This is a genomic window from Pseudomonas sp. sp1636 (assembly GCF_030376615.1).
Lineage (GTDB): Bacteria > Pseudomonadota > Gammaproteobacteria > Pseudomonadales > Pseudomonadaceae > Aquipseudomonas.
On the sequence record NZ_JARRAB010000012.1, the window covers coordinates 64,959 to 91,800 of the forward strand.

The 26,842-nt window shown below is 63.5% G+C and carries 24 protein-coding genes and 1 pseudogene; 16 read left to right on the forward strand and 9 right to left on the reverse strand.

All coding sequences use genetic code 11. The annotated features are described in order from the left end of the window. Positions 1-34 precede the first annotated feature (34 nt). Positions 35-502 (forward strand): DUF3859 domain-containing protein, encoded by a 468-nt coding sequence (locus P8H27_RS13370; RefSeq protein WP_289638066.1) that lies wholly within the window; start codon positions 35-37, stop codon positions 500-502. A gap of 140 nt (positions 503-642) precedes the next feature. On the opposite strand, the gene fabB is transcribed toward P8H27_RS13370, so the two are convergent. From fabB to P8H27_RS13395, 5 genes are all read right to left on the reverse strand, one after another. Further along, entirely contained in the window at positions 643-1,863 is a 1,221-nt protein-coding gene (gene fabB / locus P8H27_RS13375; protein WP_289638067.1) for a beta-ketoacyl-ACP synthase I, read from the reverse strand. A gap of 11 nt (positions 1,864-1,874) precedes the next feature. After that, positions 1,875-2,390: a 3-hydroxyacyl-[acyl-carrier-protein] dehydratase FabA gene (fabA, locus tag P8H27_RS13380; protein WP_289638068.1), complete on the reverse strand. Its 516-nt coding sequence runs from the start codon at positions 2,388-2,390 to the stop codon at positions 1,875-1,877. Positions 2,391-2,719: 329 nt separating this feature from the next. Next, positions 2,720-4,666 (reverse strand): ATP-binding protein, encoded by a 1,947-nt coding sequence (locus tag P8H27_RS13385; protein ID WP_289638069.1) that lies wholly within the window; start codon positions 4,664-4,666, stop codon positions 2,720-2,722. Then, positions 4,663-5,544: an ABC transporter substrate-binding protein gene (locus P8H27_RS13390; protein WP_289638070.1), complete on the reverse strand. Its 882-nt coding sequence runs from the start codon at positions 5,542-5,544 to the stop codon at positions 4,663-4,665. The genes P8H27_RS13385 and P8H27_RS13390 overlap by 4 nt, the downstream gene beginning before the upstream one ends. Positions 5,545-5,590: 46 nt before the next feature. Then, positions 5,591-7,759, reverse strand: a complete 2,169-nt coding sequence (locus tag P8H27_RS13395) for a TonB-dependent siderophore receptor (RefSeq protein WP_289638071.1) — start codon at positions 7,757-7,759, stop codon at positions 5,591-5,593. A 160-nt stretch (positions 7,760-7,919) separates the two neighbouring features. On the opposite strand from P8H27_RS13395, the gene P8H27_RS13400 reads away from it, so the two are divergent. The 10 genes from P8H27_RS13400 (at position 7,920) to P8H27_RS13445 (ending at position 16,589) form a co-directional block, all read left to right on the forward strand. After that, positions 7,920-8,942 carry an NAD(P)H-dependent glycerol-3-phosphate dehydrogenase gene (locus tag P8H27_RS13400; RefSeq protein ID WP_289638072.1) on the forward strand — a complete coding sequence of 341 codons (1,023 nt, stop codon included), beginning with the start codon at positions 7,920-7,922 and terminating at the stop codon, positions 8,940-8,942. A 25-nt stretch (positions 8,943-8,967) separates the two neighbouring features. Further along, entirely contained in the window at positions 8,968-9,315 is a 348-nt protein-coding gene (locus P8H27_RS13405) for a DUF4389 domain-containing protein (protein WP_289638073.1), read from the forward strand. Positions 9,316-9,325: 10 nt separating this feature from the next. Beyond that, positions 9,326-9,790, forward strand: a complete 465-nt coding sequence (gene sixA, locus P8H27_RS13410; RefSeq protein ID WP_289638074.1) for a phosphohistidine phosphatase SixA — start codon at positions 9,326-9,328, stop codon at positions 9,788-9,790. A 114-nt stretch (positions 9,791-9,904) separates the two neighbouring features. After that, entirely contained in the window at positions 9,905-11,572 is a 1,668-nt protein-coding gene (locus P8H27_RS13415) for an AMP-binding protein (RefSeq protein WP_289638075.1), read from the forward strand. Between the two features lie 64 nt (positions 11,573-11,636). Further along, complete coding sequence (locus tag P8H27_RS13420) at positions 11,637-12,083, forward strand: hotdog fold thioesterase (RefSeq protein WP_289638076.1); 447 nt, start codon at positions 11,637-11,639, stop codon at positions 12,081-12,083. A gap of 147 nt (positions 12,084-12,230) precedes the next feature. Then, on the forward strand, positions 12,231-13,040 hold the full coding sequence (locus tag P8H27_RS13425; protein WP_289638141.1) for an alpha/beta fold hydrolase: 810 nt from the start codon (positions 12,231-12,233) through the stop codon (positions 13,038-13,040). Next, positions 13,037-13,900: an alpha/beta fold hydrolase gene (locus P8H27_RS13430; RefSeq protein WP_289638077.1), complete on the forward strand. Its 864-nt coding sequence runs from the start codon at positions 13,037-13,039 to the stop codon at positions 13,898-13,900. The genes P8H27_RS13425 and P8H27_RS13430 overlap by 4 nt, the downstream gene beginning before the upstream one ends. A 50-nt stretch (positions 13,901-13,950) precedes the next feature. Continuing rightward, complete coding sequence (locus P8H27_RS13435; RefSeq protein WP_289638078.1) at positions 13,951-14,613, forward strand: glutathione S-transferase family protein; 663 nt, start codon at positions 13,951-13,953, stop codon at positions 14,611-14,613. Positions 14,614-14,621: 8 nt separating this feature from the next. Then, the gene (locus tag P8H27_RS13440; protein ID WP_289638079.1) at positions 14,622-15,425 is read left to right on the forward strand and encodes a DUF4892 domain-containing protein; all 804 of its coding nucleotides are present in this window, start codon (positions 14,622-14,624) and stop codon (positions 15,423-15,425) included. 75 nt (positions 15,426-15,500) lie between these two features. Then, positions 15,501-16,589, forward strand: coding sequence for an AI-2E family transporter (locus P8H27_RS13445; RefSeq protein ID WP_289638080.1), 1,089 nt, complete (start codon positions 15,501-15,503; stop codon positions 16,587-16,589). A 179-nt stretch (positions 16,590-16,768) separates the two neighbouring features. Here P8H27_RS13445 and P8H27_RS13450 read toward each other — a convergent pair whose 3' ends face one another. Continuing rightward, positions 16,769-17,803 (reverse strand): patatin-like phospholipase family protein, encoded by a 1,035-nt coding sequence (locus P8H27_RS13450; protein ID WP_289638081.1) that lies wholly within the window; start codon positions 17,801-17,803, stop codon positions 16,769-16,771. A gap of 113 nt (positions 17,804-17,916) precedes the next feature. On the opposite strand from P8H27_RS13450, the gene selD reads away from it, so the two are divergent. From selD to P8H27_RS13475, 5 genes and pseudogenes are all read left to right on the forward strand, one after another. After that, entirely contained in the window at positions 17,917-18,951 is a 1,035-nt protein-coding gene (gene selD, locus P8H27_RS13455) for a selenide, water dikinase SelD (protein ID WP_289638082.1), read from the forward strand. Next, positions 18,951-20,051 carry a tRNA 2-selenouridine(34) synthase MnmH gene (gene mnmH / locus P8H27_RS13460; RefSeq protein ID WP_289638083.1) on the forward strand — a complete coding sequence of 367 codons (1,101 nt, stop codon included), beginning with the start codon at positions 18,951-18,953 and terminating at the stop codon, positions 20,049-20,051. The genes selD and mnmH overlap by 1 nt, the downstream gene beginning before the upstream one ends. Before the next feature lie 99 nt (positions 20,052-20,150). Beyond that, the gene (locus tag P8H27_RS13465) at positions 20,151-20,429 is read left to right on the forward strand and encodes a hypothetical protein (RefSeq protein ID WP_289638084.1); all 279 of its coding nucleotides are present in this window, start codon (positions 20,151-20,153) and stop codon (positions 20,427-20,429) included. A 187-nt stretch (positions 20,430-20,616) separates the two neighbouring features. Continuing rightward, positions 20,617-22,266, forward strand: coding sequence for a cellulose biosynthesis protein BcsG (gene bcsG, locus P8H27_RS13470; protein ID WP_289638085.1), 1,650 nt, complete (start codon positions 20,617-20,619; stop codon positions 22,264-22,266). A gap of 38 nt (positions 22,267-22,304) precedes the next feature. Beyond that, a pseudogene (locus tag P8H27_RS13475) lies at positions 22,305-22,478 on the forward strand (IS630 family transposase); the annotation flags it as partial. Between the two features lie 135 nt (positions 22,479-22,613). Here the strand turns inward: P8H27_RS13475 and P8H27_RS13480 are convergent. The 3 genes from P8H27_RS13480 to P8H27_RS13490 are packed head-to-tail and all read right to left on the reverse strand — an operon-like array spanning position 22,614 to position 26,841. Then, the gene (locus P8H27_RS13480; protein WP_289638086.1) at positions 22,614-24,641 is read right to left on the reverse strand and encodes a hypothetical protein; all 2,028 of its coding nucleotides are present in this window, start codon (positions 24,639-24,641) and stop codon (positions 22,614-22,616) included. Beyond that, on the reverse strand, positions 24,641-25,462 hold the full coding sequence (locus P8H27_RS13485; RefSeq protein ID WP_289638087.1) for a CbbQ/NirQ/NorQ/GpvN family protein: 822 nt from the start codon (positions 25,460-25,462) through the stop codon (positions 24,641-24,643). The genes P8H27_RS13480 and P8H27_RS13485 overlap by 1 nt, the downstream gene beginning before the upstream one ends. 5 nt (positions 25,463-25,467) lie before the next feature. Beyond that, entirely contained in the window at positions 25,468-26,841 is a 1,374-nt protein-coding gene (locus tag P8H27_RS13490) for a cbb3-type cytochrome c oxidase subunit I (protein WP_289638088.1), read from the reverse strand. Position 26,842: the final 1 nt, after the last annotated feature.

Genomic DNA, 26,842 nt, shown 5'->3' on the forward strand with positions numbered 1-26,842 from the left:
CATAGGCTCGCTCCAGGCAAACAAGGAGCGCGACATGCAATACACCCGTTTCAGTGCGCTGGCCGCACTTATGCTGATGGCTGGCCTGGCGCAGGCCGAGGTGCGGGTCGAGGGGGTCGTGGAATATGGCATCTTTGTCAGCCCGCATCAGGACTTCAAACCGGGCGAGCATGTCTTGACCCGCGCCAATCAGCAGATCGAGCGCAGCGAGGTGATCCCGGCCAAGCTCGGTAGCAAATTCGGTATGCGCTACAGCCTGGCGGGCAAGGCGGTCGGCGACGCACCGCTGACCCTGCTCTACCTGACGCCCGGTGTCGTCAGCGCCGACGGCAAGCGTCACGACAAGTTCGTGGTGATGCAGGCGCTGATCCCGGGAGCAACACCGGACGTCATGGCGTTCGAGTTCAGCGAACCCCATGAGGTCGTTGCCGGGGAGTGGCATTTCCTGGTGTTCCAGGATGACCGCAAACTGGCCGAGCAACGCTTTCAGGTGCGCCGATAGTTGCCTGCCCGGTCAGAGCAGGCCGGGTTAATCTTCGCGCACTTGCCCAGCTGATGCTGGAGCACGGCTTCGGCACAAACAACAAGGCCACCCAATGGGGTGGCCTTGTTGTTTAAAGCATCGAGCCATTGCTCGGCGGTTTACTTGCCTGCCCAGCGCTTGAGCACCAGGGTGGCGTTGGTGCCGCCGAAGCCGAAGCTGTTGCTCATCACTGTGTCGATTTTGGCATTCTCGACGGTGCTGCGCTGGATCGGCAGGTCGGCGATTTCCGGGTCGATTTCGTCGATGTTGACCGAGCCGGCAATGAAGTTGCCTTCCAGCATCAGCATGCAGTAGATCGCTTCCTGCACGCCGGCGGCACCCAGGGAGTGACCGCTCAGGCTCTTGGTCGAGCTGATCGCCGGTGCCTTGGCGCCGAACACCTCGCGTACTGCGCGACTTTCCGCGACATCGCCGACCGGGGTCGAGGTGCCGTGGGTATTCAGGTAGTCGATTGGCGTGTCCACGGTGGCCAGTGCTTGCTGCATGCAGCGCACCGCGCCTTCGCCGCTCGGGGCGACCATGTCGTAGCCGTCGGAGGTGGCGCCGTAGCCGACGATTTCCGCATAGATCTTGGCGCCGCGCTTGAGCGCATGCTCCAGTTCCTCGACCACCACCATACCGCCGCCGCCGGCGATGACGAAACCGTCACGCTTGGCGTCGTAGGCGCGCGAGGCCTTGTCCGGGGTGTCGTTGTACTGGGTGGAGAGGGCGCCCATGGCGTCGAACAGGAAGCTCTGGCTCCAGTGCTCCTCTTCACCGCCGCCGGCGAACACCATGTCCTGTTTGCCCAGCTGGATCTGCTCCATGGCATTGCCGATGCAGTGAGCGCTGGTGGCGCAGGCCGAGGAGATGGAGTAGTTCACGCCCTTGATCTTGAAGGGCGTGGCCAGACAGGCGGAAACCGTGCTGCCCATGGTGCGCGGTACGCGGTAAGGGCCGACACGCTTGACGCCCTTCTCGCGCAGGATGTCCATGGCTTCCATCTGGTTGAAGGTGGAAGCGCCACCGGAGCCGGCGATCAAGCCAACCCGCGGGTTGGAAATCTCTTCGAGGCTGAGACCGGCATCGGCGATCGCCTGTTGCATGGACAGGTAGGCGAAGGCGGCGGCATCGCCCATGAAGCGGTAGACCTTGCGGTCGATCAGCTCTTCCAGATTCAGGTCGACCGAGCCGGATACCTGGCTGCGCAGGCCCTTCTCGGCGTATTCCGGGTTGAAACGGATACCCGACTTGCCGGCGCGAAGGCTGGCGGAGACGGCTTCTTTGTCATTGCCCAGGCAGGAAACGATGCCCAGGCCAGTAATCACGACGCGACGCATGGGGGGATCCTTTAAAAACTGTCGGTAGAAGTGAACAGGCCGACGCGCAAGCCTTCGGCGCTGTAGATTTCGCGACCATCCACGCTAACAGTGCCATCGGCGATGGCCAGGATCAGCGAGCGGGTAATGGTGCGCTTGATCTGTATGTTATAGGTCACGGTCTTGGCCGTCGGTAGTATCTGACCGAAGAACTTTACTTCGCCCGAGCCGAGTGCACGGCCGCGGCCTGGGTTGCCTTGCCAACCGAGGAAGAAGCCGACCAACTGCCACATGGCGTCGAGGCCAAGGCAGCCTGGCATCACTGGGTCGCCTTCGAAATGACAGCCGAAGAACCACAGGTCAGGGGTGATGTCGAGCTCTGCAACGATCTCGCCCTTGCCATACTTACCGCCAGTGTCGTTGATGTGGGTGATACGGTCGATCATCAACATGTTCGGGGCGGGCAGTTGCGCATTACCTGGGCCGAACAGTTCGCCACGGCTGCAGCGCAACAGGTCTTCCCGGGTGAAGGCGTTTTGTTTGGTCATGCGAGCTCCTCAATATTTCCCATGCGCCAAGGCTGGGCAAATCGTCCTGGCCGGATATGCCGCTATTGTGCGTCTACCGGCAGCCTAGTCATAGACTGTTGCGTTGTGGTGAAAGTCACAGCGCGCTGAGTACAGTTGTACTCCGTCCCTGCCATCTTGCCACAGCGGGGCGCCTTGGTAAGCCTACGCTGGTCAAGCCTGCAGCACATAGCAGGCGGTTGGGACGCTGCTGCGCTCGGTTATACAGCGCCGAAACCGGGCTAAAAGGCCTGTTTTCAGCAGCTGAACTGCGCTTTTAGGCCGATTCCGGCTTGCCTGGCCGTGGTTCGCTACATTTCCAACGGCCTGTCAGGCGTCTTGACCATTGGTCGAAGGTCGGGGGGCAGCCAGCGCAGCAGTACCCGTTGCAGATCGGCGCGTTTGAAGGGTTTGGCCAGGTAATCATTCATGCCTGCATTCAGGCATGTCTCGCGATCGCCCTGCAAGGCATTGGCGGTGAGGGCGATGATCGGTACCTCGGCCTGGCCCGCGAGCCGGCGAATTTGGCGGGTGGCTTCATAGCCATCCATGATCGGCAGGCGGCAATCCATAAGGATGGCGGCAAAGTGCTGACGCTCGACGCTGTGCACGGCCTGGGCGCCATCGCCGACCAGGGCGACCCGATAACCCAGGCTGCGCAGCATGGCCTCGATCACGGTCTGGTTCACCGGGTTATCCTCGACCAGAAGCACCTCCTGACCTTGCCCCTGAGCGTCTTTTGCCGGGGCGCTCGGGCTGATGTGGCGAACTTGGCGAGAGAAGGGGAGCGGTAAGCCGAGGGTGAACACCGAGCCCTGGCCCTCTTGGCTGTCGCCGCGCAGGGTGCCGCCCATGCGTTCGGCCAGGGTACGTGCGATCGGCAAGCCCAGACCGGTACCGCCGTAGCGCCGGGAGATCGAGGTGTCGGCCTGCTGGAAGGCATCGAACATGTGTTCCAGGCGTTCGGCTGAGATGCCGATGCCGCTGTCGTGCACCGCGCAGGTCAGCCACAGCACCTGGTCATCCAGCTCTTGCCAGCGGGTTTCCACCCGGATGCTGCCTGCTTCGGTGAACTTCAACGCGTTACCGATCAGGTTGACCAGAATCTGCCGGATGCGCGTCGGGTCGCCTTGAACTTCGAGCAGCTCCAGGTCGCCCTGGGTGTCCAGGTGTAGCTCCAGGCCGCGTTGCTGGGCGCTGTGCTGGAACACCTGCACGCAGGTCTGCACCAGTTCCAGCAGGTTGAAGGGGATGGATTCCAGTTCCAGGGCGCCGCGCTCGATGCGTGAAAAATCGAGGATGTCATTGATGACTTTCAGCAGGTGTTCGGTGGATTCGGCAGCCAGTGCCGCGTATTCCGCCTGTTCCCGGGTCATCTCGGTGGTTTCCAGTAGCTGCAGCATGCCCAGCACGCCGTTCATCGGGGTGCGAAGTTCATGGCTCATCATGGCCAGGAAGTCGGATTTGGCGCTGTTGGCCTGCTCCGACTCTTCGCGGGCCTTGATCAGCAATTCGATGGCTTGCTGTTGCTCTTGGCTGGCACGATTCAGGCCACTGGCCAGGTTGTTGATGTGCCGTGCCAGGCCGCCCAGTTCGCCATCGTCGAGTTCGGGCAAGGTGGCGCGGTAATCGCCGCCCTGAATCGCCGTTACCGCATCGCCCATGGCGCTCAGGGGGTGGGAGATGCGGCGTGCCAGGCGGCGCGCGAGGGTAAAGGTCAGAAACAGGGCGAGCAGCGCCAGAGCCGCGGCTTTCAGGAGAATTTCCTGCTGGCGAGTGTTGAAGGCGTCATTCGACATGCCGACCACGACACGGCCAAGATACTGCTCGGGGGCTCGTACCGGGGGCGGGCTGGGTTGTTGCAGAAAATCGTTATCCAGCTCGATCCGTTGCAGGCGAATAGGCGCGTGAAAGACTTCCACTTGCGTGCTGCCCTGACCTTGGCTGGCGGCCTGTTCGACATACACCAGGATATTGTCGGTGCTGTCGCGAACCTCGAGAAAGCGTACGTGTGGGGTCTGCAGGGTGGCCTGTAACAGGGCGTCGAGCACCTCCACGTTACCGGAAATAACCCCGTATTCGGTTGCAGGGGCCAGCTGGCTGGCGATCAACTGGCCCGTGTGGTCGAGTTCTTGGCGCAGATCCTGTAAACGCACGAAGGTGAAGAATCCGGTCAACAGCAGGGTCATCAGCAGTGCCGGACCGACACTGATCAACTGCGTACGGGTATGGATGTCCCAGCCGCGGCCCAGCTTCATGGTTGTTCTCCTTCGGCGACTTGCTGCGCCAGGCTCGCATCATCGGCCAGCTCCAGGGCCAGTGCGCGCGCCACCTGGCGGTTGCCGAGTACTCTGAAATGGCTAGGGTAGGTGCTGCGCGGCCAACTGGCTGGAGGCTGGTCGAGCAATTGCCCAAGGCTGGCCAGCCAGTCGTCCTGGTCGCTGTAACTGCTCGCCAGGCTGCCGGCACGCACGAAACTGGCGTTGGGGCCGATCAGTGCGCGTTGCTGGGCGTAGCTGGTCAGCAGCAGGCTTTTCGCCGTTTGCGGGTTGTACAGCTCGGCATCGTTGAGGCCGAACAGCAGGTCGCTGCGCCGCAGCAGAGCTTGCAGCGGTCGGTTGTCGCGGCTGTCCGGCCAGGCTTGGTCGACGATCTCCAGTCCCAGGGGGGCGGCGGCGCGGCGCAGTTCGTCGAGCAAGAATTCACTGTGTTCGCCGTAGAGCACGCCAATCCGTTGCGCTTGTGGCAATAGCAAACGCGTCAGGCGCAATTGACGGGCAGGTGCCGGGTCGCTCCAGAGCAGGGTTAGGCGTGTCGGGCGAGTCTCGCCGAGCCGTTCATGGGCTTGCACCCGGCTGATGCGCAGCACCAGGGTGGGAGGGCCTTCCGGGCTGGCCAGGCGCCAGTCGAGGGCGGCGGCGCCAAGCAGGATCAAACGGGTGTCGGTGGGGATCTGCTCGGGGCTCGGCAGCTGCTCGATGGGCTGGAATTGCACCCGATCCTGGGGGCGCCGCTCTGCCAGCGCGGCACTGAATGCGCGGATGGCGGGATTGTCTTCGACGCTGCCGAGAATGATCTCGGCGGCCTGCAGCGGCGCACTGCAGAGCAGGCAGCAGAACAAGAGCCAAGGAGGCATCCGTGGGACTTGCATGGGACTCTTCCGTGAGGGGGGGTAAGGCATCTTAGAACTCTAGCTCCGCACTGAAATACAGCAGGTGTCTTTGCTGGTAATTATTCGCTGGCCAGGACAGCGGCTCATCGTCCAGGCGCTGCTGCAAGACACCGGCCAGTTCCAAGGCGGCGCTACCGATGACCATGCGTTTGGCCACGCGCAGATCCAGTCGTTCGAATCGATATTGGTTGAGCTGGTCGGCGCCGTAATAAAACAGCGCGCTCGACCAATCCTGGCCCCAGTCCCGCAGCCAGCCGACAGAGCCGCTGTGGCGTGGCGTAAGACGGCGATCAATCCGGTGGCTGGCGTCATAGTCGATGTAGGCGTAGCCGAGACGCAGGCGATCGCGCATGCTCAGCTGCCAATTCAGCTCAGTCTCGCTACCTTTCAGGCGCAGCTGATTGCCGTTGGTTGGCATGAATTGGTAAACCTTGAGGGGTTCGCTGATCAGGTTGTCGATTTCGTCATAGAACAGTTTGACGTCGAGGCTCAGGCCGATGTCGTTGAAGTGGCCGTTGTAGCCGAGCTCATGGGAATGAATGCGTTCCTGCTCGAGATTGCCGGGGCCAGCCGCCGTAGCGAAATAGTCGGCTTCGCTTTGGCCGGCGAGTGTTGGCTTCAGGTCGCGCACGCGGTACTGCCAGTCGGCATGGTTCTCGAACATGTCAGGGCTGCGCACCGCTTCGGAATACACGGCCCGCAGGCCGTGGGCGGGGGTGATCAGGTAGTTGAGGGCGAGGCGTGGCGAGAGCGAGGCGCTGGTCGCGCTGGCATCCTCCAGCATCGCGCCACCCTGCAACAGCCAATGCGGGTCGATGCGCCACTCGAACTGGCTGAACAGGCTCCAGGTGTCCCGGCTAAGTTCGCCGTTGAGGTAGACCTCGGAGTCGGCGCGGTCGTGGCGGTAGTTCAGCCCGCTGACCAGGCGCAGGTTGTCGGAGAGGCTCAGGGTGTCCTGTACTTCGAGATCGAAGCGGCTCTCGCGGGCGTCTTCGTTGATCAGGCCGCAAGAGTGGGCGAAGGCGCCAGAGGTCGGGTTGAAGGTGGCCGCGGCCTGCTGCAGTACCTGGGTGGCGAGGAGGCTCTGGGCTTGGCTGCCGCCAAGCGGTAGTTGCATGTTTTGCAACAGGGACTGGGTGTACTGCGGCGAAAGCTCCCATAGCTTGCGCAGCGCTGGACTGAACGCCAACTGACCCTCGCAGGCGCGCCACTGGCGCAGGCGTTCCCATTGCTGCAGGTTGGTCTGCACATACAGGCTGTGCTCAGGGTTGAAGTCGAGGTTCCAGCGCAGGCTGGTGGCGAAGTCACGGGCACGCACATCGGAATCGCGATCCTGCTCCCAGGGTTGCGCGGCGATCGGGAAGATCGGCTCGTAGCGGTTGTCGACCTGGTTGGTTCCCTCCTTGAGTGCCAGTTGCCAGTCCAGCGACTGCTTAGCGTCGAGTTCCTGGCTCAGGCGCAGGTTGAGGCGGTTGAGCCGTTTGCTGTCGCGAAAGTCGCTGTCATCGGCCCGCTGGTCAAAACCGTCATCCTGCAGGCCGGAGAGCGACAGGCGCAGGTCTCCGCCATCCCATCCCTGGCCATGGCTGGCATACCAGTCGTTGATACCGCGCTGGCCGCGGGTGTGTTTCAGGCGCGTGCCATGGGTGTCGCGGGGGGCGCGAGTGAGGATGTTGATTACGGCCATCAGGGCATTGGCGCCGTAGCTGACCGTGTTCGGGCCGCGGAACACTTCTATGCGCTCGATGTCTTCGAGGGCCACGGGAATATCGTCCCAGTCGACCTGGGCGAAACCTGCGCGATAGACCGAGCGGCCGTCTACCAGTACTTGCATGCGCCGGGCCTGGGTAGCGCTGCTGCCGTGGTAATTGACCGTGGTCGAATTACCGCTTTGCGGTACCACCAGCATGCCGGGCACCAGACGCAGCAACTCCGGCAGGCTGCGTGCCCCGCTGGCGCGGATCAACTGGCGGTCGAGTACGCTGATGCTTCCAGGAACCGCCGCGGGCGCTTGTTGCAGGCGGGTGGCGGTGAGAATCTCGGGTAGTGGCTGCCCAAGCTCGAACAAATCGTTGGCCTGCGCCAGATTCGCCGTCAAGAGAGTCCACAGGCTCAGAGAGCGCGCAACTGCAGGATTGATCGCCACGCAACGGCCTTGTTCGTGTTGAAAGTGCGGCATGTTAACCGAGCTGCACGGCTTTTTCAGTCTGAGGTATGCGCTTACCTGCATTTCTGTCTGGCGCAAGGGCTGCTGGCGTCTGCTAAAAGCTGGCCGCAGGCCCCTCGGCCCGTATAATGCCCAGAGATTGCCATCGTGCATGGCCCAAAACGGATACCTTATGACAGAGCAGCAACCCATAGCCGTACTTGGCGGCGGCAGCTTCGGCACTGCGATTGCGAACCTGCTGGCGGAGAATGGTCAGCAGGTGTTGCATTGGATGCGCGACCCGGATCAGGTCGAGGCCATCCTCGCCACTCGCGAAAACCCGCGCTATCTCCAAGGGGTGAAGATTCACCCCGGCGTCGAACCCCTTACCGATCTCGCCGCGACCCTGGGTGCCTGTCAGTTGGTGTTTGTCGCCTTGCCCTCCAGCGCCCTGCGTCAGGCGCTGCAGCCGGTAACCGAGCGGCTCGCCGGCAAATTGCTGGTCAGCACCACCAAGGGTATCGAGGCGCATGGCTTCAAACTGATGAGCCAGGTTCTCGAAGAGGTCGCCCCGCAGGCGCGTATCGGCGTACTGTCCGGGCCGAACCTGGCCAGAGAGGTCGCCGAGCACGCCCTGACCGCCACGGTGATCGCCAGCGAGGATGACGAGCTGTGCCTGCGGGTGCAGGAGGCCCTGCATGGCCGCACCTTCCGCGTCTATGCCAGTGGCGACCGTTTTGGCGTGGAGCTGGGCGGCGCACTGAAGAATGTCTACGCGATCATCGCCGGCATGGCCTCGGCCATGGGCATGGGCGAGAACACCCGCAGCATGCTGATCACCCGTGCATTGGCGGAGATGACCCGTTTTGCCGTGCAACTGGGCGCCAACCCCATGACCTTCCTCGGCCTGGCCGGGGTCGGCGATTTGATCGTCACCTGTTCGTCGGCGAAAAGCCGCAACTATCAGGTCGGCTTCGCCCTGGGCGAGGGCTTGAGTCTCGAGGATGCGGTGGAGCGCTTGGGCGAGGTGGCGGAAGGGGTCAACACCATCAAGGTGCTCAAGGCCAAGGCCGAGGAATTGCAGATCTATATGCCGCTGGTCGCGGGTTTGCATGCCATTCTGTTCGAGGGCCGCACGCTGAATCAGGTGATCGAGGCACTGATGTTGGCGGAGCCCAAGACCGACGTCGACTTTATTCCCACCACGGGTTTCTGACCCGCGACTGCACAAGGAGATTTTCATGAGCGAAGCGCCTAAAGAACTGGAGCGCGAGTCCATTCTGTTGCGGATTCTGTGGATGGCGGTGTTCGTCATCGTCTGGCAACTGGCCGAGTTGGTGCTCGGCGGCGTGGTCTTGCTGCAGTTGGGCTACCGGCTGTTTTATGGCGCGCCCAGTGCCAGCCTGCTCGGCTTCGGCGACAGCCTGAGCCAATACCTGGCGCAGATCGGTCGCTTCGGCACCTTCAATAGCGAAGAAAAGCCCTGGCCCTTCGCCGATTGGCCGACCCCGCAAGCCGCGCAAGGTCAAGCGCCGCATAGCGTGCCGCCGGCCGCGCACCCGGTGCGTGACGAAGAGCCGAAGTTGTGAGGGAGAGGCAATGAGGCTGTGGTTGCTGCGCCATGGCGAGGCCGAGGCGCAGGCGCGCAGCGATGCCGAACGCGGCCTGACGGCGCGTGGCCGCCAGGAGGTTCTCCAGGCCGCGTTACAGCTGGAGGGGCGTGCGCTTGGCGCGATCCTGGCCAGCCCCTATGTGCGTGCGCAACAAACCGCCGCACTGGTGCGCGAAGCCCTGGGCTTCACCGCTGGCGTCCAGACCGTGCCCTGGCTGACCCCCGATAGCGACCCGCGCGAAGTGCTCAGGCAGCTCGACCATTACCCTCAGAACGAGCTTTTGCTGGTCACCCACCAACCGCTGGTTGGAGCCTTGGCCGGGCTGTTGATCCATGGTCACCGGCAGCAGGCACTGCCCATGTACCCCGCCAGCCTGGCCGAGCTGGAGGGCGATGTGCTCGCCGCCGGTCTGATGGATTTGCTGGCTGTGGTGCACCCGCGCCACGGCTGAAAGCGGGCTACACAGCGAAACATTTCTTCACTTGCGGCTTGCCTTTGTGCGTGGAATAGTCCAACCAAGCAATTGCTTGGTTGGCTCCACAAAAATAACAAAGGAGGAAGCCCTGTGGCCGATGCGATCCGTTTGCCGCTGGCGGTGTTTTACCAGCGTGAAGCTCGTCACCCGAATAAGCGCTACATGGTTCAGCCGTTGCCGGGCGGTCAGCTGGAGGAGTTGAGTTGGGCGGATGTCGGCGCGCAGGCACGCCGCAGTGCCAACTGGCTGCGCAGCCGGGAACTGCCGCAAGGCAGCCGCATCGCGATCATCTCCAAAAACTGTGCGCATTGGATCATTGCCGACCTGGCGATCTGGATGGCCGGACACGTCTCGGTGCCGCTCTACCCGAACCTGACCGCCGAGTCGGTGCGCCAGGTGCTCGACCATTCCGAGGCGGCGCTGGTGTTCATCGGTAAGCTGGACGATTGGCCGGGCATGGCGGCGGGGGTGCCTGATAATCTGCCAACCATCGGTTTGCCGCTGCGCCCGCCAGGACAATTCAGTTACCTGTGGGACGATTTGCAAGCCTGTGCGCCGATCCAGGATGATCCCACGCCGGCGGCCGATCAACTGGCCAGCATCATTTATACTTCCGGCACCACCGGCATGCCCAAAGGGGTGATGCACAATTTCAGCAACCTGGGTTTTGCCGCCAGCCATGCCGTCGAGTTGTTCGGTGTCGATGAAGACGATCGGGTCTTGTCCTACCTGCCGCTGTGCCATGTGGCCGAGCGCATGTTCGTCGAGTTGGCGTCGATCTATGCGGGGCAGACGGTGTTCTTCGCCGAGAGCCTGGAGACCTTCCTCGACGATCTCAGGCGTGCCCGGCCGACGGTGCTCTTTGGCGTGCCGCGGATCTGGAGCAAATTCCAGATGGGGGTGTACAGCAAGATGTCGGCTGCACGGCTCGACTTCCTGCTCAAGTTGCCGCTGATCGGCCGCCTGGTCGGCAACAAGATCCTCGCCGGTCTTGGTCTGGATGCGCTGCGCTATGCCCTGTCCGGCGCCGCGCCCGTGCCTGAAACCTTGCTCGACTGGTACCAGCGCCTGGGCCTGGAAGTGCTCGAGGTCTATGGCATGACCGAGAACTGCGGCTATTCCCATGTCTGCCGGCCGGGCAGGTTCAAACCCGGCTGGATTGGCCAGAACAACCCCGGTGTCGAGGTGCGCATCGCCGCGGATGGCGAAGTACAGGTGCGCAGTGGCGCGACCATGCAGGGTTATTACCAGGATCCGCAGAAAACCGCGGAAACCATCAGCGCCGATGGTTTTCTACGTACCGGCGACAAGGGCGAGCAGGATGGCGAAGGCAACCTGCGGTTGACCGGGCGGATCAAGGAAATCTTCAAGACCAGCAAGGGCAAATATGTCGCCCCGGCGCCGATCGAGAACCTTCTGGCGGTGCATTCGCGCATCGAGCAGGTGTGTGTGGTCGGCGATGGCATGGCCCAGCCCTTGGCGCTGTGCGTGCTCTCCGAAGTCGGCCGCCGGGAAGCGAGCAATGGGATCCGTGGCGACTTGGAGAGCAGTCTCAAGAGCCTGCTCGAACAGGTCAATCAGGCGCTCGACAAGCACGAGCGTGTGCAGCGGCTGGTGTTGGTCAAAGACGTCTGGGCGGTGGACAACGGCTTCCTCACGCCGACCCTGAAGATCAAACGCACGGTGGTCGAAGGCACCTACGGGCCGTACTTCGCCGATTGGGTCGAGCGCGGCGAAACGGTGCTGTGGCACGAGTGACGGGTTCGGATTGGGGTGTCCCCGGGCCGAACCGCTTTCCTTAAACCGCAAAAAAGGATTTCCCATGAGCCTGTGGCGGCAAACTCCGGATATCGAACAGCTCAATGCGACCTTGAGCAACACCATCGGCGAGCAGTTGGACATTCGCTTCGAATCCTTCGACGCCGACTCCATCAGCGCCAGCATGGCGGTCGACTCGCGCACCCATCAGCCCTATGGCCTGTTGCACGGCGGCGCCTCGGTGGTGCTGGCGGAAACCCTCGGTTCCATGGCCAGTTATCTGTGTATCGACAGCAGCCGGTTCTATTGCGTCGGTCTGGAGGTCAACGCCAACCACCTGCGCGGGCTGCGCAGCGGGCGGGTCACGGCGGTGGCGCGCGCCGTGCACCTGGGGCGCAGCACCCATGTCTGGGATATTCGCCTGAGCGGCGAGGATGGCAAAATCAGCTGCATCTCGCGACTGACCATGGCCATAGTGCCGTTGGGCGAGAACGGCCCGGCGCTACGTTGAATCAAACAGCCGGAAGCCGATGCGGACGTGCTGGCGTGCTTCCCATTGGCTTTGGCCATAGTGCCGTCATTCGCTGGCCGTTTCGCCATTGCCGTGCCGGCGCGGCTGCCGGACAATCCACGGATCATTTCGCTTAAGCCTGCCGCCATGACTCAGCCCGTGTTCTTCGCCCATGCCAATGGTTTTCCCTCGGCCACCTACGGCAAGTTGTTTGCTGCCCTGGCTCCGGATTATCGGGTGCTGCATCTGTCGCAACATGGTCACGACCCGCGCTTTCCGGTGAATGACAACTGGAGCAACCTGGTCGACGAGCTGTTGCATCATCTCGAGCAACACGGCGAACCGGTGTGGGGGGTGGGGCATTCCCTTGGCGGTGTGCTGCACTACCATGCGGCGCTGCTGCGCCCGGAGCTGTATCGCGGGGTGGTGATGCTCGATTCGCCGGTGCTGACCCTGGCCGACCGCATGGTCATTCGCGCGGCCAAGCGTTTCGGTTTTATCGACCGCATCACCCCGGCCGGGCGCACCCTGGGCCGGCGCGAAGAGTTCGCCGACCTGAACGAGGCGCGCGGTTACTTCGCCAGCAAGAGCCTGTTTCGCCGTTTCGATCCGGAATGCCTGGATGCCTACCTGCAGCATGGCCTGCATGGCAGCGGACAGAACCTGCGCCTGCGCTTCGACCCGGCCACCGAGATCAGTATCTATCGCAGCGTGCCGCATACCAGCCCGGGGCGGCCGCAGCAATTGCAAGTGCCGCTGGCGATGATCCGTGGCCGGCACAGCCGGGTGGTGCTGGCGCATCACGCGCGCCTGATTCGGCGCATGGCCAAGGGCGAATACCTGACCCTGCCGGGCGGGCACATGTTCCCCCTGGAACGCCCGCAGGACACGGCCGGGCTGTTGCGCTCGCTGTTCCAGCGCTGGTCCGGCCAACCCCCTGTCGAGGCGTGCGCATGAGTCTGCCGGTCGAGGAAGTACGCCTGCGCCTGCCGCATATCGAGCTGGCGGCGCATCTGTATGGCCCGGTGGACGGCCTGCCGGTGATCGCCTTGCATGGCTGGCTGGACAATGCCGCGAGTTTCGCCCGACTGGCGCCCAAGTTGTCGGGGCTGCGCATCGTTGCCCTGGATTTCGCCGGGCATGGCCATTCCGATCACCGCCCGCCGGGGGGCAGCTACGCAATCTGGGATTACGTGCATGATGTCCTGCAGGTGGCCGAACAGTTCGGCTGGCAGCGTTTTTCCCTGCTCGGTCATTCGATGGGCGCCATCGTCGCGGTCTTGCTGGCCGGTGCGCTGCCCGAGCGGGTCGAGCGTCTGGCGCTGATCGATGGCTTGATCCCCTACACCGGCGAGGCCGACACGGCGCCGCAGAAACTGGCCGAGGCGCTCAAGGCGCAGATGGCCCTGGCCGGCAAACGCAAGCCGGTGTACGCCGAATTCGGGCGGGCGGTCGAGGCGCGCATGCGCGGGGTCGGCGCGGTCAGCCGCGAAGCCGCCGAGCTGTTGGCCCAGCGCGGCCTGATGCCGGTACCCGGCGGCTACACCTGGCGTACCGACAGCCGCCTGACCCTGCCGTCGCCGCTGCGCCTGACCCATGCCCATGCCATGGCCTTCGTCCGGAGCCTGCAGTGTCCGGTGAGTTTGCTGCTGGCCGAGCAGGGCATGCTCCTGGCGCAGCCAGGTTTCGCACAGTTGTTGAACGGCTTGCCGTTCGGCCTGAGCCGTCTGCCGGGCGGGCATCATCTGCACCTGGACGATGAGGTCGGCGCGCAACTCGTAGCAGACTGTTTCAATCCTTTCTTGCGCCCGTCTTGACTTGCTAAAGGCAACTGCGGAAGGTGGGGCCGATTGCAATGGAGAATCGCATGATCGACCTTTATACCGCGGCGACCCCCAATGGCCACAAAGTGTCCATCGCGCTCGAGGAGCTGCAGCTGCCCTACAGCCTGCATACGCTGAGTTTCGAGGATAAAGAGCAGAAAACCCCGGGCTTTCTCAAGATCAACCCCAATGGCCGGATTCCGGCGATCGTCGACCGTGACAACGGTGATTTCGCCGTGTTCGAGTCCGGCGCGATTCTGATCTACCTCGCCGAGCTGACCGGGCAACTGCTGCCGCAGGACATCAAGGGGCGCTCGCTGGTGTTGCAGTGGCTGATGTTCCAGATGGGCGGGATTGGCCCGATGCAGGGTCAGGCCAATGTGTTCTTCCGCTATTTTCCGGAGAAGCTGCAGGGCCCCATCGACCGTTACCAGCACGAAACCCGACGCCTCTACGAAGTCCTGAATACGCGCCTGGGCGAAGTCGAATACCTGGCCGGCGACTACAGCATCGCCGATATCGCCACTTACCCTTGGGTGCGCATCCATGACTGGTCGGGCGTTGCGGTCGAGGGGCTGGAACACTTGCAGCGCTGGCTGGCGGCGCTCGACGGTCGCCCGGCGGTGCAGCGCGGCCTGCTGGTGCCAGCGCGTCAAGTCGCGGACGACGCGGCGGTGAAAACCGCCCAGTCGATGTTGATTCGATGAGGGCGCCTATGCGAGGCCTCAGTCTGTTCGGCATGCTCCTGGCGAGCGGCGCAGTATTGGCGGCGGATGTCGCCGGCAGTCGCGATCTCGAGGTGCTGGCGCGGTTTCCCGGTAGCCAGATCGTCAGTTTCAGCGAAGTGGCGGAACAGGAGCGGATCTACCCGCAAGGTGCGATCCGGCGGATCAGTGGCCGGCTGCGCTACGAGCGCGAAGTGACGGCGCAAGGCGCGCTCACCTCGCTCACCTACGAATTGCCGCGCACCCATGCGGCCGATGAGGTCTTCACCGCTGCCCGCGAAGCGCTGCAGGCGCAGGATGCCGAACTGCTCTACTGGTGTCAGGGGCGTGAGTGCGGATCGAGCAGCCTGTGGGCCAACGCGGTGTTCGACAATCGCATCCTGTATGGCTCCGATGACCAGCAGGCCTATGTCCTGATGCGCCTGGCCGAGCCGCGTCAGGACAGTCTGCTGGTGCTCTACAGCATCACCCGGGGGAATAAACGTGCTTATCTGCATGCCGAGCTGCTGGCGGCCAATGCACCGCTGGGCGAAGTGCTGCCAACGCCCGCGACCTTGCTGCGTCAGTTGAACGACGGTGGCGAGTTACGCCTGGCCAAGCAGACCGAACCCAGTGACGCCTGGGTGGCATTGCTGGCGCGTAGTCTCAACCTGAACAGCACCTTGCGCGTCAGTCTGTCCGGCGTTCAGGCCGAAGCCTGGCGTCAGGCGCTGGTCGCGCAGCGGGTCAGAGCCGCGCGGCTGGAGTTGGGCGATAGCTCCGTTGCAGGTCTGCGCATCAACGTGCTGCGCTAACCGGCGTGGCGGTTCGCGCGCGCCAGGCATCTGTTCGTGGTCTGTGCCGTTTCTCACTGTTGCGGAGTTGCAAGAATGTTGAATAACGACCGCTTGCTGGTGCAGATTCTGCTTGTCGGGCTACTCGGCGCGAGCCTGTGGGTGCTCGCGCCGTTCGCTTCGGCACTGTTCTGGGCGGCCGTGCTGGCCTTTGCCAGTTGGCCGCTGATGCGCGGGCTGACCCGCGTGCTCAAGGGCCGGCAAACCGCCGCTGCCGGGCTGCTGACCCTGGGCTGGATCGGTCTGGTGGCCGTGCCCCTGGTGATGCTGGGATTCAATCTGGCCGAGCACATCGGCGAGGCCACGGCGCTGTTCAAGGGTTACCAGATCACCGGCCTGCCGCCAGCGCCGGACTGGCTGGTGCAGATCCCGCTGGTAGGCGAAAACCTGCTCGGGTTCTGGCAGACCATCGATCAGCAGGGTGCGGCGTTTTTTGCCAGCCTCAAGCCTTACCTCGGCCAGGTCGGCAATTGGTTATTGGCCCGTAGTGCGCAAATCGGCGGCGGTATGCTGGAACTGTCCCTGAGTCTGCTGCTGGTGTTCTTTTTCTACCGTGATGGGCCACGCCTGGCGGGGTTTGCCCATAGCCTGCTCGACCGTCTGATCGGGGATCGCGCCGAACACTATCTGGAACTGGTTGCCGGCACCGTGCAACGGGTGGTCAACGGCGTCATCGGCACGGCTGCGGCGCAGGCGCTGTTGGCGTTTGTCGGGCTGTATATCGCCGGCGTGCCGGGAGCGCTGCTCCTCGCTATGCTCACCTTCGTGCTCAGCCTGATTCCCATGGGGCCGCCCCTGGTCTGGGTGCCGGCCACGGTCTGGCTGTTCACCCAGGACGAGTACGGGTTCGCCGTGTTTCTCGGGATCTGGGGCATGTTCGTGATCAGTGGCGTGGACAACATCCTCAAGCCTTATCTGATCAGCCGCGGCGGCAACCTGCCGTTGGTGGTGGTGCTGCTCGGGGTGTTCGGCGGGATTCTGGCCTTTGGCTTCATGGGCCTGTTCCTCGGTCCGACCTTGCTGGCCGTGGCTTACAGCCTGCTCGACGACTGGGTGGCGAACAAGATGCCGACGGCCCAAGCGGCGCCCGACAAACCGCCAGCGGATGGGCAAGCAGGCCGTTGAGAAATGCCGGCGCTCGGCTATGCCGCGTGGCAACGCAACGCCGCGGAGTAACCGCCGAAGGCTGGCCCGCCGGGTCGGCAAAGCGAGTCAGCCGACTTCAAAATGCTTCTGTACAGTACCCGAGCGGTGTTTTTTCGGTCGATGCCTAGCCGTCGCGCGCGACAGTTTGCAATGGCCTGCTAGTTGTCTTTTTCGTACTTCTCCAGCGTGTCGTGGGCGATCTGCCGGCCGAGCATGATCAGTTCCGGTGCCTTGTAGAACTCGAAGAAACGGCAGGCGCGCCTGGGCACGTTGATCAGGATGTCCGGCGGGTAGCCGGCGATCTTGTACTGTGCCAGCGAGGTCTGCATGACCTCTAAGCTCTGGTTGATCACTTCCAGCAGGGATGCCGGGCCGCTGATGTCGGCGATGCGGGAGTCGCTGGCCGATTTCGGCATGGCCCGTGCCGCCGCCTCGCTGGCTGGCGCCGACTCAGGCTCCTCGGCGTGCTGCAACCAGGGATCGAATCGCTCGGCACCCTTGCGCTCTTCCATCAGCAAGAGTTCATCGGCGTTGCCATTCTTGCGCAGCAGCGAAGGCAGTCGCGAGCCGAGTGTGGCCATCATCAGGTCAAATCGTTCTTTCAGTAGCGGATGCCGTTCGATGGCCGGCAAGGAGTAGTGGCGCTGGTTGTTCGAGTTGAGGTTGACCGCGATGATCAGGTCGCAGTGGCTGGAGACCACCGGCACGATTGGCAGCGGATTGAGCAGGCTGCCGTCGACCAGCATGCGCTTGCCTTGAATGACCGGGGTGAACAGGCTGGGGATCGCCGCCGAGGCGCGCATGGCCTTATGCAGGCAGCCCTCCTGAAACCAGATTTCCTGTTGATTGGTCAGGTCGGTGGCGACCGCGGTGAAGGGAATCGGCAGATCCTCGATATTGATCTCGCCAAGGATCTCGCGGATCTTGCCGAACACCTTCTCGCCGCGAATGGCGCCCAGACGGAAGCTCACATCGAGCAGGCGCAGCACGTCCAGGTAATCCAGGCTCTGGATCCAGTCGCGGTATTCCTTGAGCTTGCCGGCGGCGTAGATGCCGCCGACCACCGCGCCCATGGAACAGCCGGCGATGCAGGCGATCTCATAGCCGCGTGCTTCCAGCTCTTCGATCACGCCGATATGCGCATAGCCGCGTGCGCCGCCGGAGCCGAGAACCAACGCTACTCGCTTAGTCATTTATTAATCCCCCGTAACGCATTGTTTTATCAACATACCGCGTGCCGAACGCTGGCGCCAAGGCGGCATTTGCTAGAATGCCGCCGCCTGTCGACGATTAAGAGTGAGATGCCATGAGCGAGCCGATCCGTTTGACCCAGTACAGCCACGGTGCTGGCTGCGGGTGCAAGATTTCCCCCAAGGTGCTGGAGGTGATCCTGGCGGGCAGCGGCGCGCAGAATCTCGACCCTAAACTGTGGGTCGGCAATGCCTCGCGTGACGATGCGGCGGTCTACGCCATCGACGAGGAGCGCGGGGTGGTGTCGACCACCGACTTCTTCATGCCGATCGTCGACGATCCTTTCGATTTCGGCCGGATCGCCGCGACCAATGCGATCAGCGATATCTACGCCATGGGCGCCGATCCGCTGATGGCCATCGCCATTCTCGGTTGGCCGGTCAACCTGCTGGCCCCGGAAGTGGCCCGTGAGGTGATTCGTGGCGCCCGTTCGGTGTGTGACCAGGCCGGCATCCCCTTGGCGGGCGGGCATTCGATCGATGCGCCCGAACCGATCTTCGGCCTGGCCGTCACCGGCCTGGTGGAAAAACGCCATATGAAGCGCAACGACAGCGCAACAGTGGGCTGCAAGCTGTACCTGAGCAAGCCGCTGGGTATCGGCATCCTCACCACGGCGGAGAAGCAGGCCAAACTGCGCAGCGAGGATGTGGGCCTGGCGCGCGATTGGATGTGCACCCTGAACAAGCCCGGTAGCCGTTTCGGCAAGCTCGCCGGAGTGACGGCGATGACCGACGTCACCGGTTTCGGCCTGCTCGGCCATCTGCTCGAGATGGCCGACGGCAGCGGCCTGACCGCCCGTATCGAGTTCGCCAAGGTGCCGCGTCTGCCCGGCGTCGAGTACTACCTGGAGCAGGGCTGCGTACCCGGCGGCACCCAGCGCAACTTCGACAGCTATGGCGAGAAAATCGCACCGCTGCTCGAGTTGCACAAGCTCCTGCTGTGCGACCCGCAAACCAGCGGCGGCCTGCTGATCGCGGTGACCGCCGAGGGCGAGGCGGAGTTTCTCGCCCTCGCCGCCGAGCTGAACTTGGCGTTGCAGCCGATCGGCCAGTTGCTCGAGCGACAGACTTACGCGGTCGAGGTGCTGTGATGCGCGACAACACCAGCGATTACCGCCAGCTGTTTCTCAACGACACGCCGATGATGGATGCCCGTGCCCCGGTGGAGTTCGCCAAGGGCGCCTTTCCCGGGGTGGTCAACCTGCCGTTGATGGACGACAGCGAGCGGCAGCGGGTGGGCACCTGCTACAAGCAGCATGGCCAGCAGGCCGCCATCGAGCTGGGCCAGCAACTGGTCGGCGGTGCGCTCAAGGCGCAGCGGATCGAGGCCTGGGCGGCCTTCGCCAGGGCCAATCCCGAGGGCTATCTGTATTGTTTTCGCGGCGGTCTGCGCTCGCAGATCGTCCAGCAGTGGCTGAAAAGCGAGGCGGGTATCGATTACCCGCGAGTGATCGGCGGCTACAAGGCGATGCGTACCTTCCTCCTGGAAACCACCCAGCAGGCGGTGGCGCAGTGCGGCTTCATCCTGGTCGGCGGCATGACCGGCACCGGCAAGACCGAGGTGATCGCGCAACTCGACAACAGCCTCGATCTGGAAGGCCATGCCAATCATCGCGGCTCCAGCTTCGGCAAACGCGCCAGCGGACAACCGGCGCAGATCGATTTCGAGAATGCCCTGGCTATCGACATCCTGAAAAAACGTGCGGCGGGCATCCAGCAGTTCGTGCTCGAGGATGAAGGGCGGATTATCGGCAAAAGCGCCTTGCCGCTGGAACTCTACCAAGGCATGCAGGAATTCCCCCTGGTCTGGCTGGAAGACAGCCTGGCGGGCCGGGTCGAACGCATTCTCAAGGATTATGTGATCGATTTGTGCGCCGAATTTGTCGCCCGATACGGCGCGCAGGAGGGCTTCAAGGCCTTCGCCGAGCGTCTGCAGCAGAGCCTGGCGAATATCCTCAAGCGTCTGGGCGGCGAACGTTACCAGCGTCTGGCGGCAATCATGGATCAGGCCCTGCTGGAGCAGCAGAGCCAGGGCGTGGTGGAGCTGCACCGCGGCTGGATCGAGGCGTTGCTGGTGGAGTATTACGACCCCATGTATGCCTTCCAGCGCGAGAACAAGGCCGGGCGGATCGAGTTCGTGGGCGAACAGGCGGCGGTGGTGGCGTTTCTTCGCCGGCGCGGCCATTCTTAATCGGTCTACTGTTGAACTGAGCAGGCACTTTTCTGCCCTGCGAGCGTCCTATCGAAGCATCAACAGCTGGTTATTTCCCGATATCAAGGAGTGCGCACCATGAAAGCCTGGATCCTGCTACCGATGATCGCCCTGGTGCTGGCCGGTTGTGCCGGCAAAACCGCCTACCGCGACAGCTGCGCCAATCAACTGAATGCGGCCTGGGCCGAATTGGATCTGGCCAAGGCCGAAGGCTTTGCCGGCACCGTGAGTTATTCCAAAGCCCTGTCGTTACTCACCGCGGCGAAAACCCAGCAGCAATTCGAAAGCTACGAGGGCTGCACCAGCAAGTCCGAACGGGCGCGCTTCTATATTCGCGAATCGCGCGCCGGCCGTTAGCAGCCCTGCGGCGCTCGCGTCAGCGACCGCCGCAAATTCCCCCATATAAGCTCGATCAAGAAGCCAATCGGTATTTGCCTTTTGCCGATCAGCAGCAATGCTTAAAAAATGAGTGTCGGTTCTGCTCGCTAGGGCGATGCGCCGCAGAAACCGTGTGCTGCCGAGTTAAGTACTTGGGGAGTAGGCCATGCAGCAGATCAGTGCTTTGGCGCCGCCAGCTGCCATGAGTTCGTGGCGTGGTCTCGGCCTGTGGAATTTCTACTTCATCACCAAGCTGGTTTTGCTCTGGTATGGCCAGCTGAATTTCCATGCCCTGGAGAATCTGGCTTTCGCCGCTCTTCTGCTGTTGCCTCTGCCGCCGCTATGGCTGCATCGATTGCGCCATCTGCTCGCCATTCCGCTCGGCGTCGCCCTCTACTACTACGACAGCTGGCTGCCGCCGTTCAACCGCCTGATTGCCAATTCCGCGCAGCTCACCCAGTTCACTGCGGACTACCTGCTGGAACTGGCGGGACGCTTCATCAATCCGACCTGGGTCGCCGCGGGGCTGATCCTGCTGGTCGGTTATCTGTTCGTCAGCCAGTGGATCCGGGTGACCGGCTTCACCGTGGTGGCGCTGGTGTTGCTGCTGGCGGTGGGCAATGCCCAGCTGTTCGCTCCTGGGCCGGGGGTGGTGCCGGTGCTGCTGTCGACCCCGGCAAGCATCGCCCCCGCGGCGGGCGAGGCGGCACCGACAGTGATCGATGATGCTTTTCTGAACGCGACCCTGGACGGCTTTTACGCGAGCCAGGGCCAGCAGGTCACGCAATTTCCCAGCGCCCTGGCGGCCGATGCGGTGCCCCTGGACGTGCTGATGCTGAATATCTGCTCCATGGCCTGGGATGACCTGGAGGAAGCCGGTATGGCCCAGCATCCGCTGTGGGCCAAGATGGATATCCTCTTCGATGATTTCAATTCCGCCGCCACCTACAGCGGCCCGGCAGTGCTGCGCTTGTTGCGGGCCAGTTGCGGGCAGACGTCGAATGCCGACCTGTATCGTCCCGCGGCCAAGCAATGTTTCCTGTTCGAGAACCTCAAGCAGTTGGGTTTCACCGATGGCTTGTTGCTCAATCACAGCGGCCGCTTCGACAACATGCTCGGTCTGCTGCGTGACGCTGGCCGTCTGCCAGTTGCAGCCAGCCCCTTCGGCCAATTACGTCCGGCGTTGACCGGGTTCGACGGTTCGCCGATCTACCGCGACCGTGAAGTGCTGACGCAGTGGTGGCAGCAGCGGTTGAGCTCGGGTTCGCCGCGCGAGGCGCTGTTCTACAACTCGATCACCCTGCACGATGGCAATCGGCGGGTGGACAAGACCACCGGCAAGGCCGTCAGTGCCGACTACGGCACCGATCTGCGCCAGGTGCTGGACGATCTCGACAGTTTCATCGAGCATTTGCAGGCCTCCACTCGGCCGGTGCTGTTGCTCATCGTGGCCGAGCATGGTGCGGCCCTGCGCGGTGATCTGATGCAGGTCAAGGGCATGCGCGAGATCCCCAGCCCGACGGTTACTCATGTTCCGGCCGGGCTCAAGTTGATCAATGCCAAGGCGCAGTTGTCTCAGCGCCCGTTGCATATTCAGGCGCCGAGCAGCTATCAGGCCTTGTCCGAGCTGATTGCGCGGCTGGTCGATGGCGAGGCCTACCGCAATGCCGATTTCGACCTGCTCAGCGTGACCCGGGATCTCCCGCAGCTGGATAGGGTGGTGGCGGAAAACGAGGGCAGTGTGATGGTGCGCCTGCACAACCAGCATTACTTGCGCATGGAAAACCAGAGCTGGATCCCTTACCCGCAACCATGAAAGCACGAGGTGAACTTGGAGCCTGGCGCACTTAACCCAAACTCGACGAGGCGACGATCAAGGAAATCCTGACCCTGACGAGCCCGCGTGTGCCGCGTCAGGCGACCCGCTGGCGCTTGCGCCTGATGGCCAAATCCGTGGGCGCCAGCGTCTGGCAAGTCGCCGTTTTATCGAGGCCCATAAGGAACAGTCAGCCAAGCCATTTCGCCGGAACGAAACGGCCGAATCCATCATCAGCTCTGTAAATCGCGCAAAGCTCGCCCCGAGGCCGGGCCTCCTACGCACCGTAGGCAGCTCGCGCCTGGTGATACAACACCCAACGGGTACAGAGGTTTTTTCACCGTCTCTCAGGTCTGCAGTAGCCGCTTGAGCCAGTCGAGCAATACCGTTGGCAGCAGTTCCGGTTTGGGTAGCAGCGCGTACTGACGGGCACCGAACACCGCAGGCAGGTAGTTGGCGGCCTGGCGGTCGATGGTCAGGCAGAACGGGTAGATGCCCTGCAGCTTGGCTTCGGTAACCGCCTGACGCATGTCCTCGACGCCATAGCGGCCCTCATACTCGTCCACATCGTTGGGTTTGCCGTCGGACAGCAGCAGCAACAGCCGATGCGCCGCCGGCTCCCCCATCAGCAGGTTGCTGGCGTGGCGGATCGCAGCGCCCGCGCGGGTGTAGCGCTCCGGCTCCAGCCCGGCGATGCGCCGGCCGGTGGCATTGTCGTAGCGCTCGGCGAAGCCCTTGATGCTACGCAGCGTCACCGCCAGCGGGCCTTCTCCAGAAAAGCTCTGCACGCTGTACGGCTCGCCCAGCCCTTCCAGAGCCAGGCATACCAGCAGCAGCGCTTCGCGCTCGACATCGATGACCCGGCGGTTGCTGCTCAGCCAGCCGTCGGTGGAGCCGCTGGCATCCACCAGGAGCATGATCGCCATGTCGCGCTGGTTGGTCCGCTGCGTCTGGTACAGCGCCTGCGGCATGCTCAGCCCGGCGCGAGCCTCGGCGAGGCCGTCAAGGTAGGCGTCCAGATCCACCTCGTCGCCGTCCAGTTGGCGGCGCAGGCGCAGGCGCTGCGCTCGCAGCATCTCGAATTGGCGGCGGATCGCGGCGAGCATCGAGCGGTGGGTGGCGAGGGTTTGCTCGACCCATTGTTGCGGGCCAAGCGGCGCGGCTAGTACCTGCACCATGGCCCCGGGGGTGCGGTACCTGCGGTTTTGGTAGTCCCATTCCGGGTAGCTCAGGCGCTCGGCGCTGGCTTGCGGGTCGCTGCGCTGGCGCAGAGCGCGGCGATCCGGCAGCTCATCGGACAGCAGCACCTCCTTCGGGCTTCCCGGGGTGAGCACCAGGCGTGCTTCGTTCAGTTCGGCCAGCGAGTCGGCGAAGTCCTCGGCGGGAGTGGCTTGGTCGCGGTCGGTTGGGCGCTGCATGCCGAGCGGATCCTCGGCATGTTCCTGCGGCGGCGACGGCTGCACCATCCAGACTCCCGGCGGTTGCTCGTCGTCCTCGCCGTCGATGGCTTCGCGTACCTGCGGGCGACGGGACAGGCGGGCGCCGCGTGGCGCCGGGGTGTCGCCGGGAGGATCTTGCTCGGGGTGGCTCGACGCGTCGAGGCGAGACTGTGCGGGTATGCGCAACTCGCCGATCCAGAGGTCGGCCAGCAAGGCGCCGCCAGGCATCGGCCGACCCGGTGGGTACAGCCGAGCGGCGAGCTGCTCGGCCAGTTGCCGCGACTCGTCGCTGCTGGCCGGCAACGGCAGGTCAGCGAGCGGCTCGCCGCAGCGGCTCTGCAGCAAGCGGCGGAGCAATTGCTCCCGTGCTCGCTGCGGTGCGGTAAAGCGCGCCAGCGGCGGGCGAGTGGCCAGCGCCTGGTTGCGCCGACTCTGCAACGAGTCGCGCAGCCCCGGCAGGCAGGCCAGCAGTTGGGCGTCGGCCGCCCAGGCTTCCAGCAGCCGGTAGAGGCTGCGCTGCAGCGCCGAGTCGATGCGCTGCGCCATGGCTGCACTGCCGCGTTGCGCGCGCATGGCCTGTTGCAGAGCCAGGCTGCGATACATGATCTGCGCCGCTGCGGGGTCGGCGATACCCAGCTGCGCCGGCAGCCAGATATGCTGGTCGTCGGTGGCTGGGATCGCGGCCTGCGGGTAGGGTTTTTCGACGCGGCGGAAGAGTTTTTCCAGGAACGTCGGCAGCGCTGGTGGCTGCGCCACTCGCAGCGGGTAGCTGCGGCCGAAACTGGCATAGATCAGCAGATCAAGCCGCTCGGCGACATCGCTCAGGGCCAGCGGGTGCGGGACGCCGGGCGAGCTGCGGTGGCGCTGCCAGAGTGCCTGGGCGTAGACGGTGGCGTGGCGGGCAACGTCGGTGATGACGTCTTCGGCTTCGGCCATCAGACAAAGGTCATGTCGACCAGGTCGCGCATGGTGGCAACCAGCGTGGCATCGTCGGAAAGCGGCGCTATCAGCGCGGCGTTACAGGCGGTGCGTAGGGCAATGCCGCTGCTGATCAGGCAGGCAGTGGCGATCAGCAAGCGGGTGCTTGGCACTTCCGCCAGGCCACGATCCTGCAGGGCCCGCAGGCGCTGGGCGAGGCTCACCAGGGCGTGGGCGGTGGGCTGATCGATGCCGCTCTCGCGCATGAGGATAGTGGTTTCGCACGCGGCGCTGGGGAAGTTGAAATCCAGGGCGACGAAGCGCTGGCGGGTGCTGGGCTTTAGATCCTTGAGCATGCGTTGGTAGCCCGGGTTGTAGGACACCACCAGTTGGAAGCCCGGCGCGGCCTCGAGGGTTTCGCCGGTCTTGTCCAGCGGCAGGATGCGGCGGTAATCGGTGAGCGGGTGTAGCACCACGATAGTGTCCTGACGCGCTTCAACCACCTCATCCAGATAGCAGATGGCGCCTTCGCGTACCGCGCGGGTCAGCGGGCCATCGACCCAGCGGGTGCCGTCGCTGCCGAGCAGGAAGCGCCCAATCAGGTCGCTGGCGGTCATGTCGTCATGGCAGGACACGGTGATCATTGGCCGACCCAGGCGCCAGGCCATGTGCTCGACGAAGCGCGTCTTGCCGCAACCGGTTGGCCCCTTGAGCATGACCGCCAGTTGCCGCGCGTGGCACTGCTCGAATACCTCTATCTCGTCGCCGGACGGCTGATACCAAGGCTCGGCATCGAGCCGTACGGGGCGAGCCGACGGTTGCGGCAGCGTTGCAGCCATCGGCTTCACTGCTGTCCGTGTCCGGCTGGAGCATTGCCGGGTAGCGCCTCGCGATCATCGACCTCGAGCCGGCGCGGATGGCGGAAGAAGTCGTAGATGAACAACCCGACGCCGATAGTGAAGATCGAGGCGGTGGCTACCAGCATCAGTAAGTGGATCTGGATTTTCAGCTGCGTATCCAGATAGCCCATGCCGAGGATGCGCTCCAGGTAGACCTGGCCGATACCCGCGGTGGCAAACGACAGTGTCATGCCGAACATGCCGCCTAGCTGCAGCCAGAATGCCCAGTAGCCGATGCTGCCGCCATCCTCGCTGCGGCCGCGAGTCAGTGACGGCAGGGCATAGACGATCATGGCCATGACGATCATGGCGTAGGCGCCATAGAAGGCGGCATGGCCGTGCATGGCGGTGATCAGGGTGCCATGGGTCCACTTGTTGACGCCGGGGAAGGTGTGCGCGAAGCCCAGCAGACCGGCGCCGAACAGGGTGAACACGGCGCTGCCGAGTGTCCAGTGCAGGGCCAGCATGTTCGGATGGGCCAAGCCGGAGCGGCGTATGGCGTAGTAGGCGTACATCGCCATGCCCGCCAATGCCAGGGGCTCCAGCGCACTGAACAGCCCGCCGATGGGCAACCAGTAGCCAGGTACGCCGACCCAGTAATAATGGTGTGCGGTGCCGAGGATGCCGGCGATGAATACTAGGCCGACGATCACGTACAGCCACTTCTCCATCACCTCGCGATCAGCACCGGACAGGCGGATCAGCAGATAGGCGAGAAAGCCGCCCTGGATCATTTCCCACACGCCCTCGACCCATAGGTGGATGGTCCACCAGCGGTAGTAGATCGACACGACATAGTTTTCATAATGCAGCAGTGCCGGCAGGTAGAGCAGCGCGGCGCTGGCCAGGCCGAGCAGGAGCACGCCCTCGGTGGTGGTGAAGCGGCCAGACTTCTTGATGGTCATGCCGATGTTGTAGAGGAAGATCAGCATGCAGAGGACGATCACCAGCTTGTGCGGGAGCGGTTGTTCTAGCAGCTTGTTGCCGGTGCCGAAGCGGAACAGGTAACCGATGATGGCGGTGACGCCCATGGCGGTCCACAGACCGAGCTGGATATAGGCGAGCTTGGTGCTGTACAGCTCGGTGCGTGACTCGTCGGGCACCATCCAGTAGGTCGCGCCCATGAAGCCGGTGAGCACCCAGACGATCAGCAGATTGGTATGAATCATTTTGCTCACATCAAACGGCAGGATGTACAGCAAGGGATCGGGGCCTAGGTACTTCGCCGCGGAGAGCAAACCGAACACCAGCTGCAAGCCGAACAGCACCATGGCGACGGCGAAGTACCAGTAAGCGACGGACTGTGATTGGTAACGCATG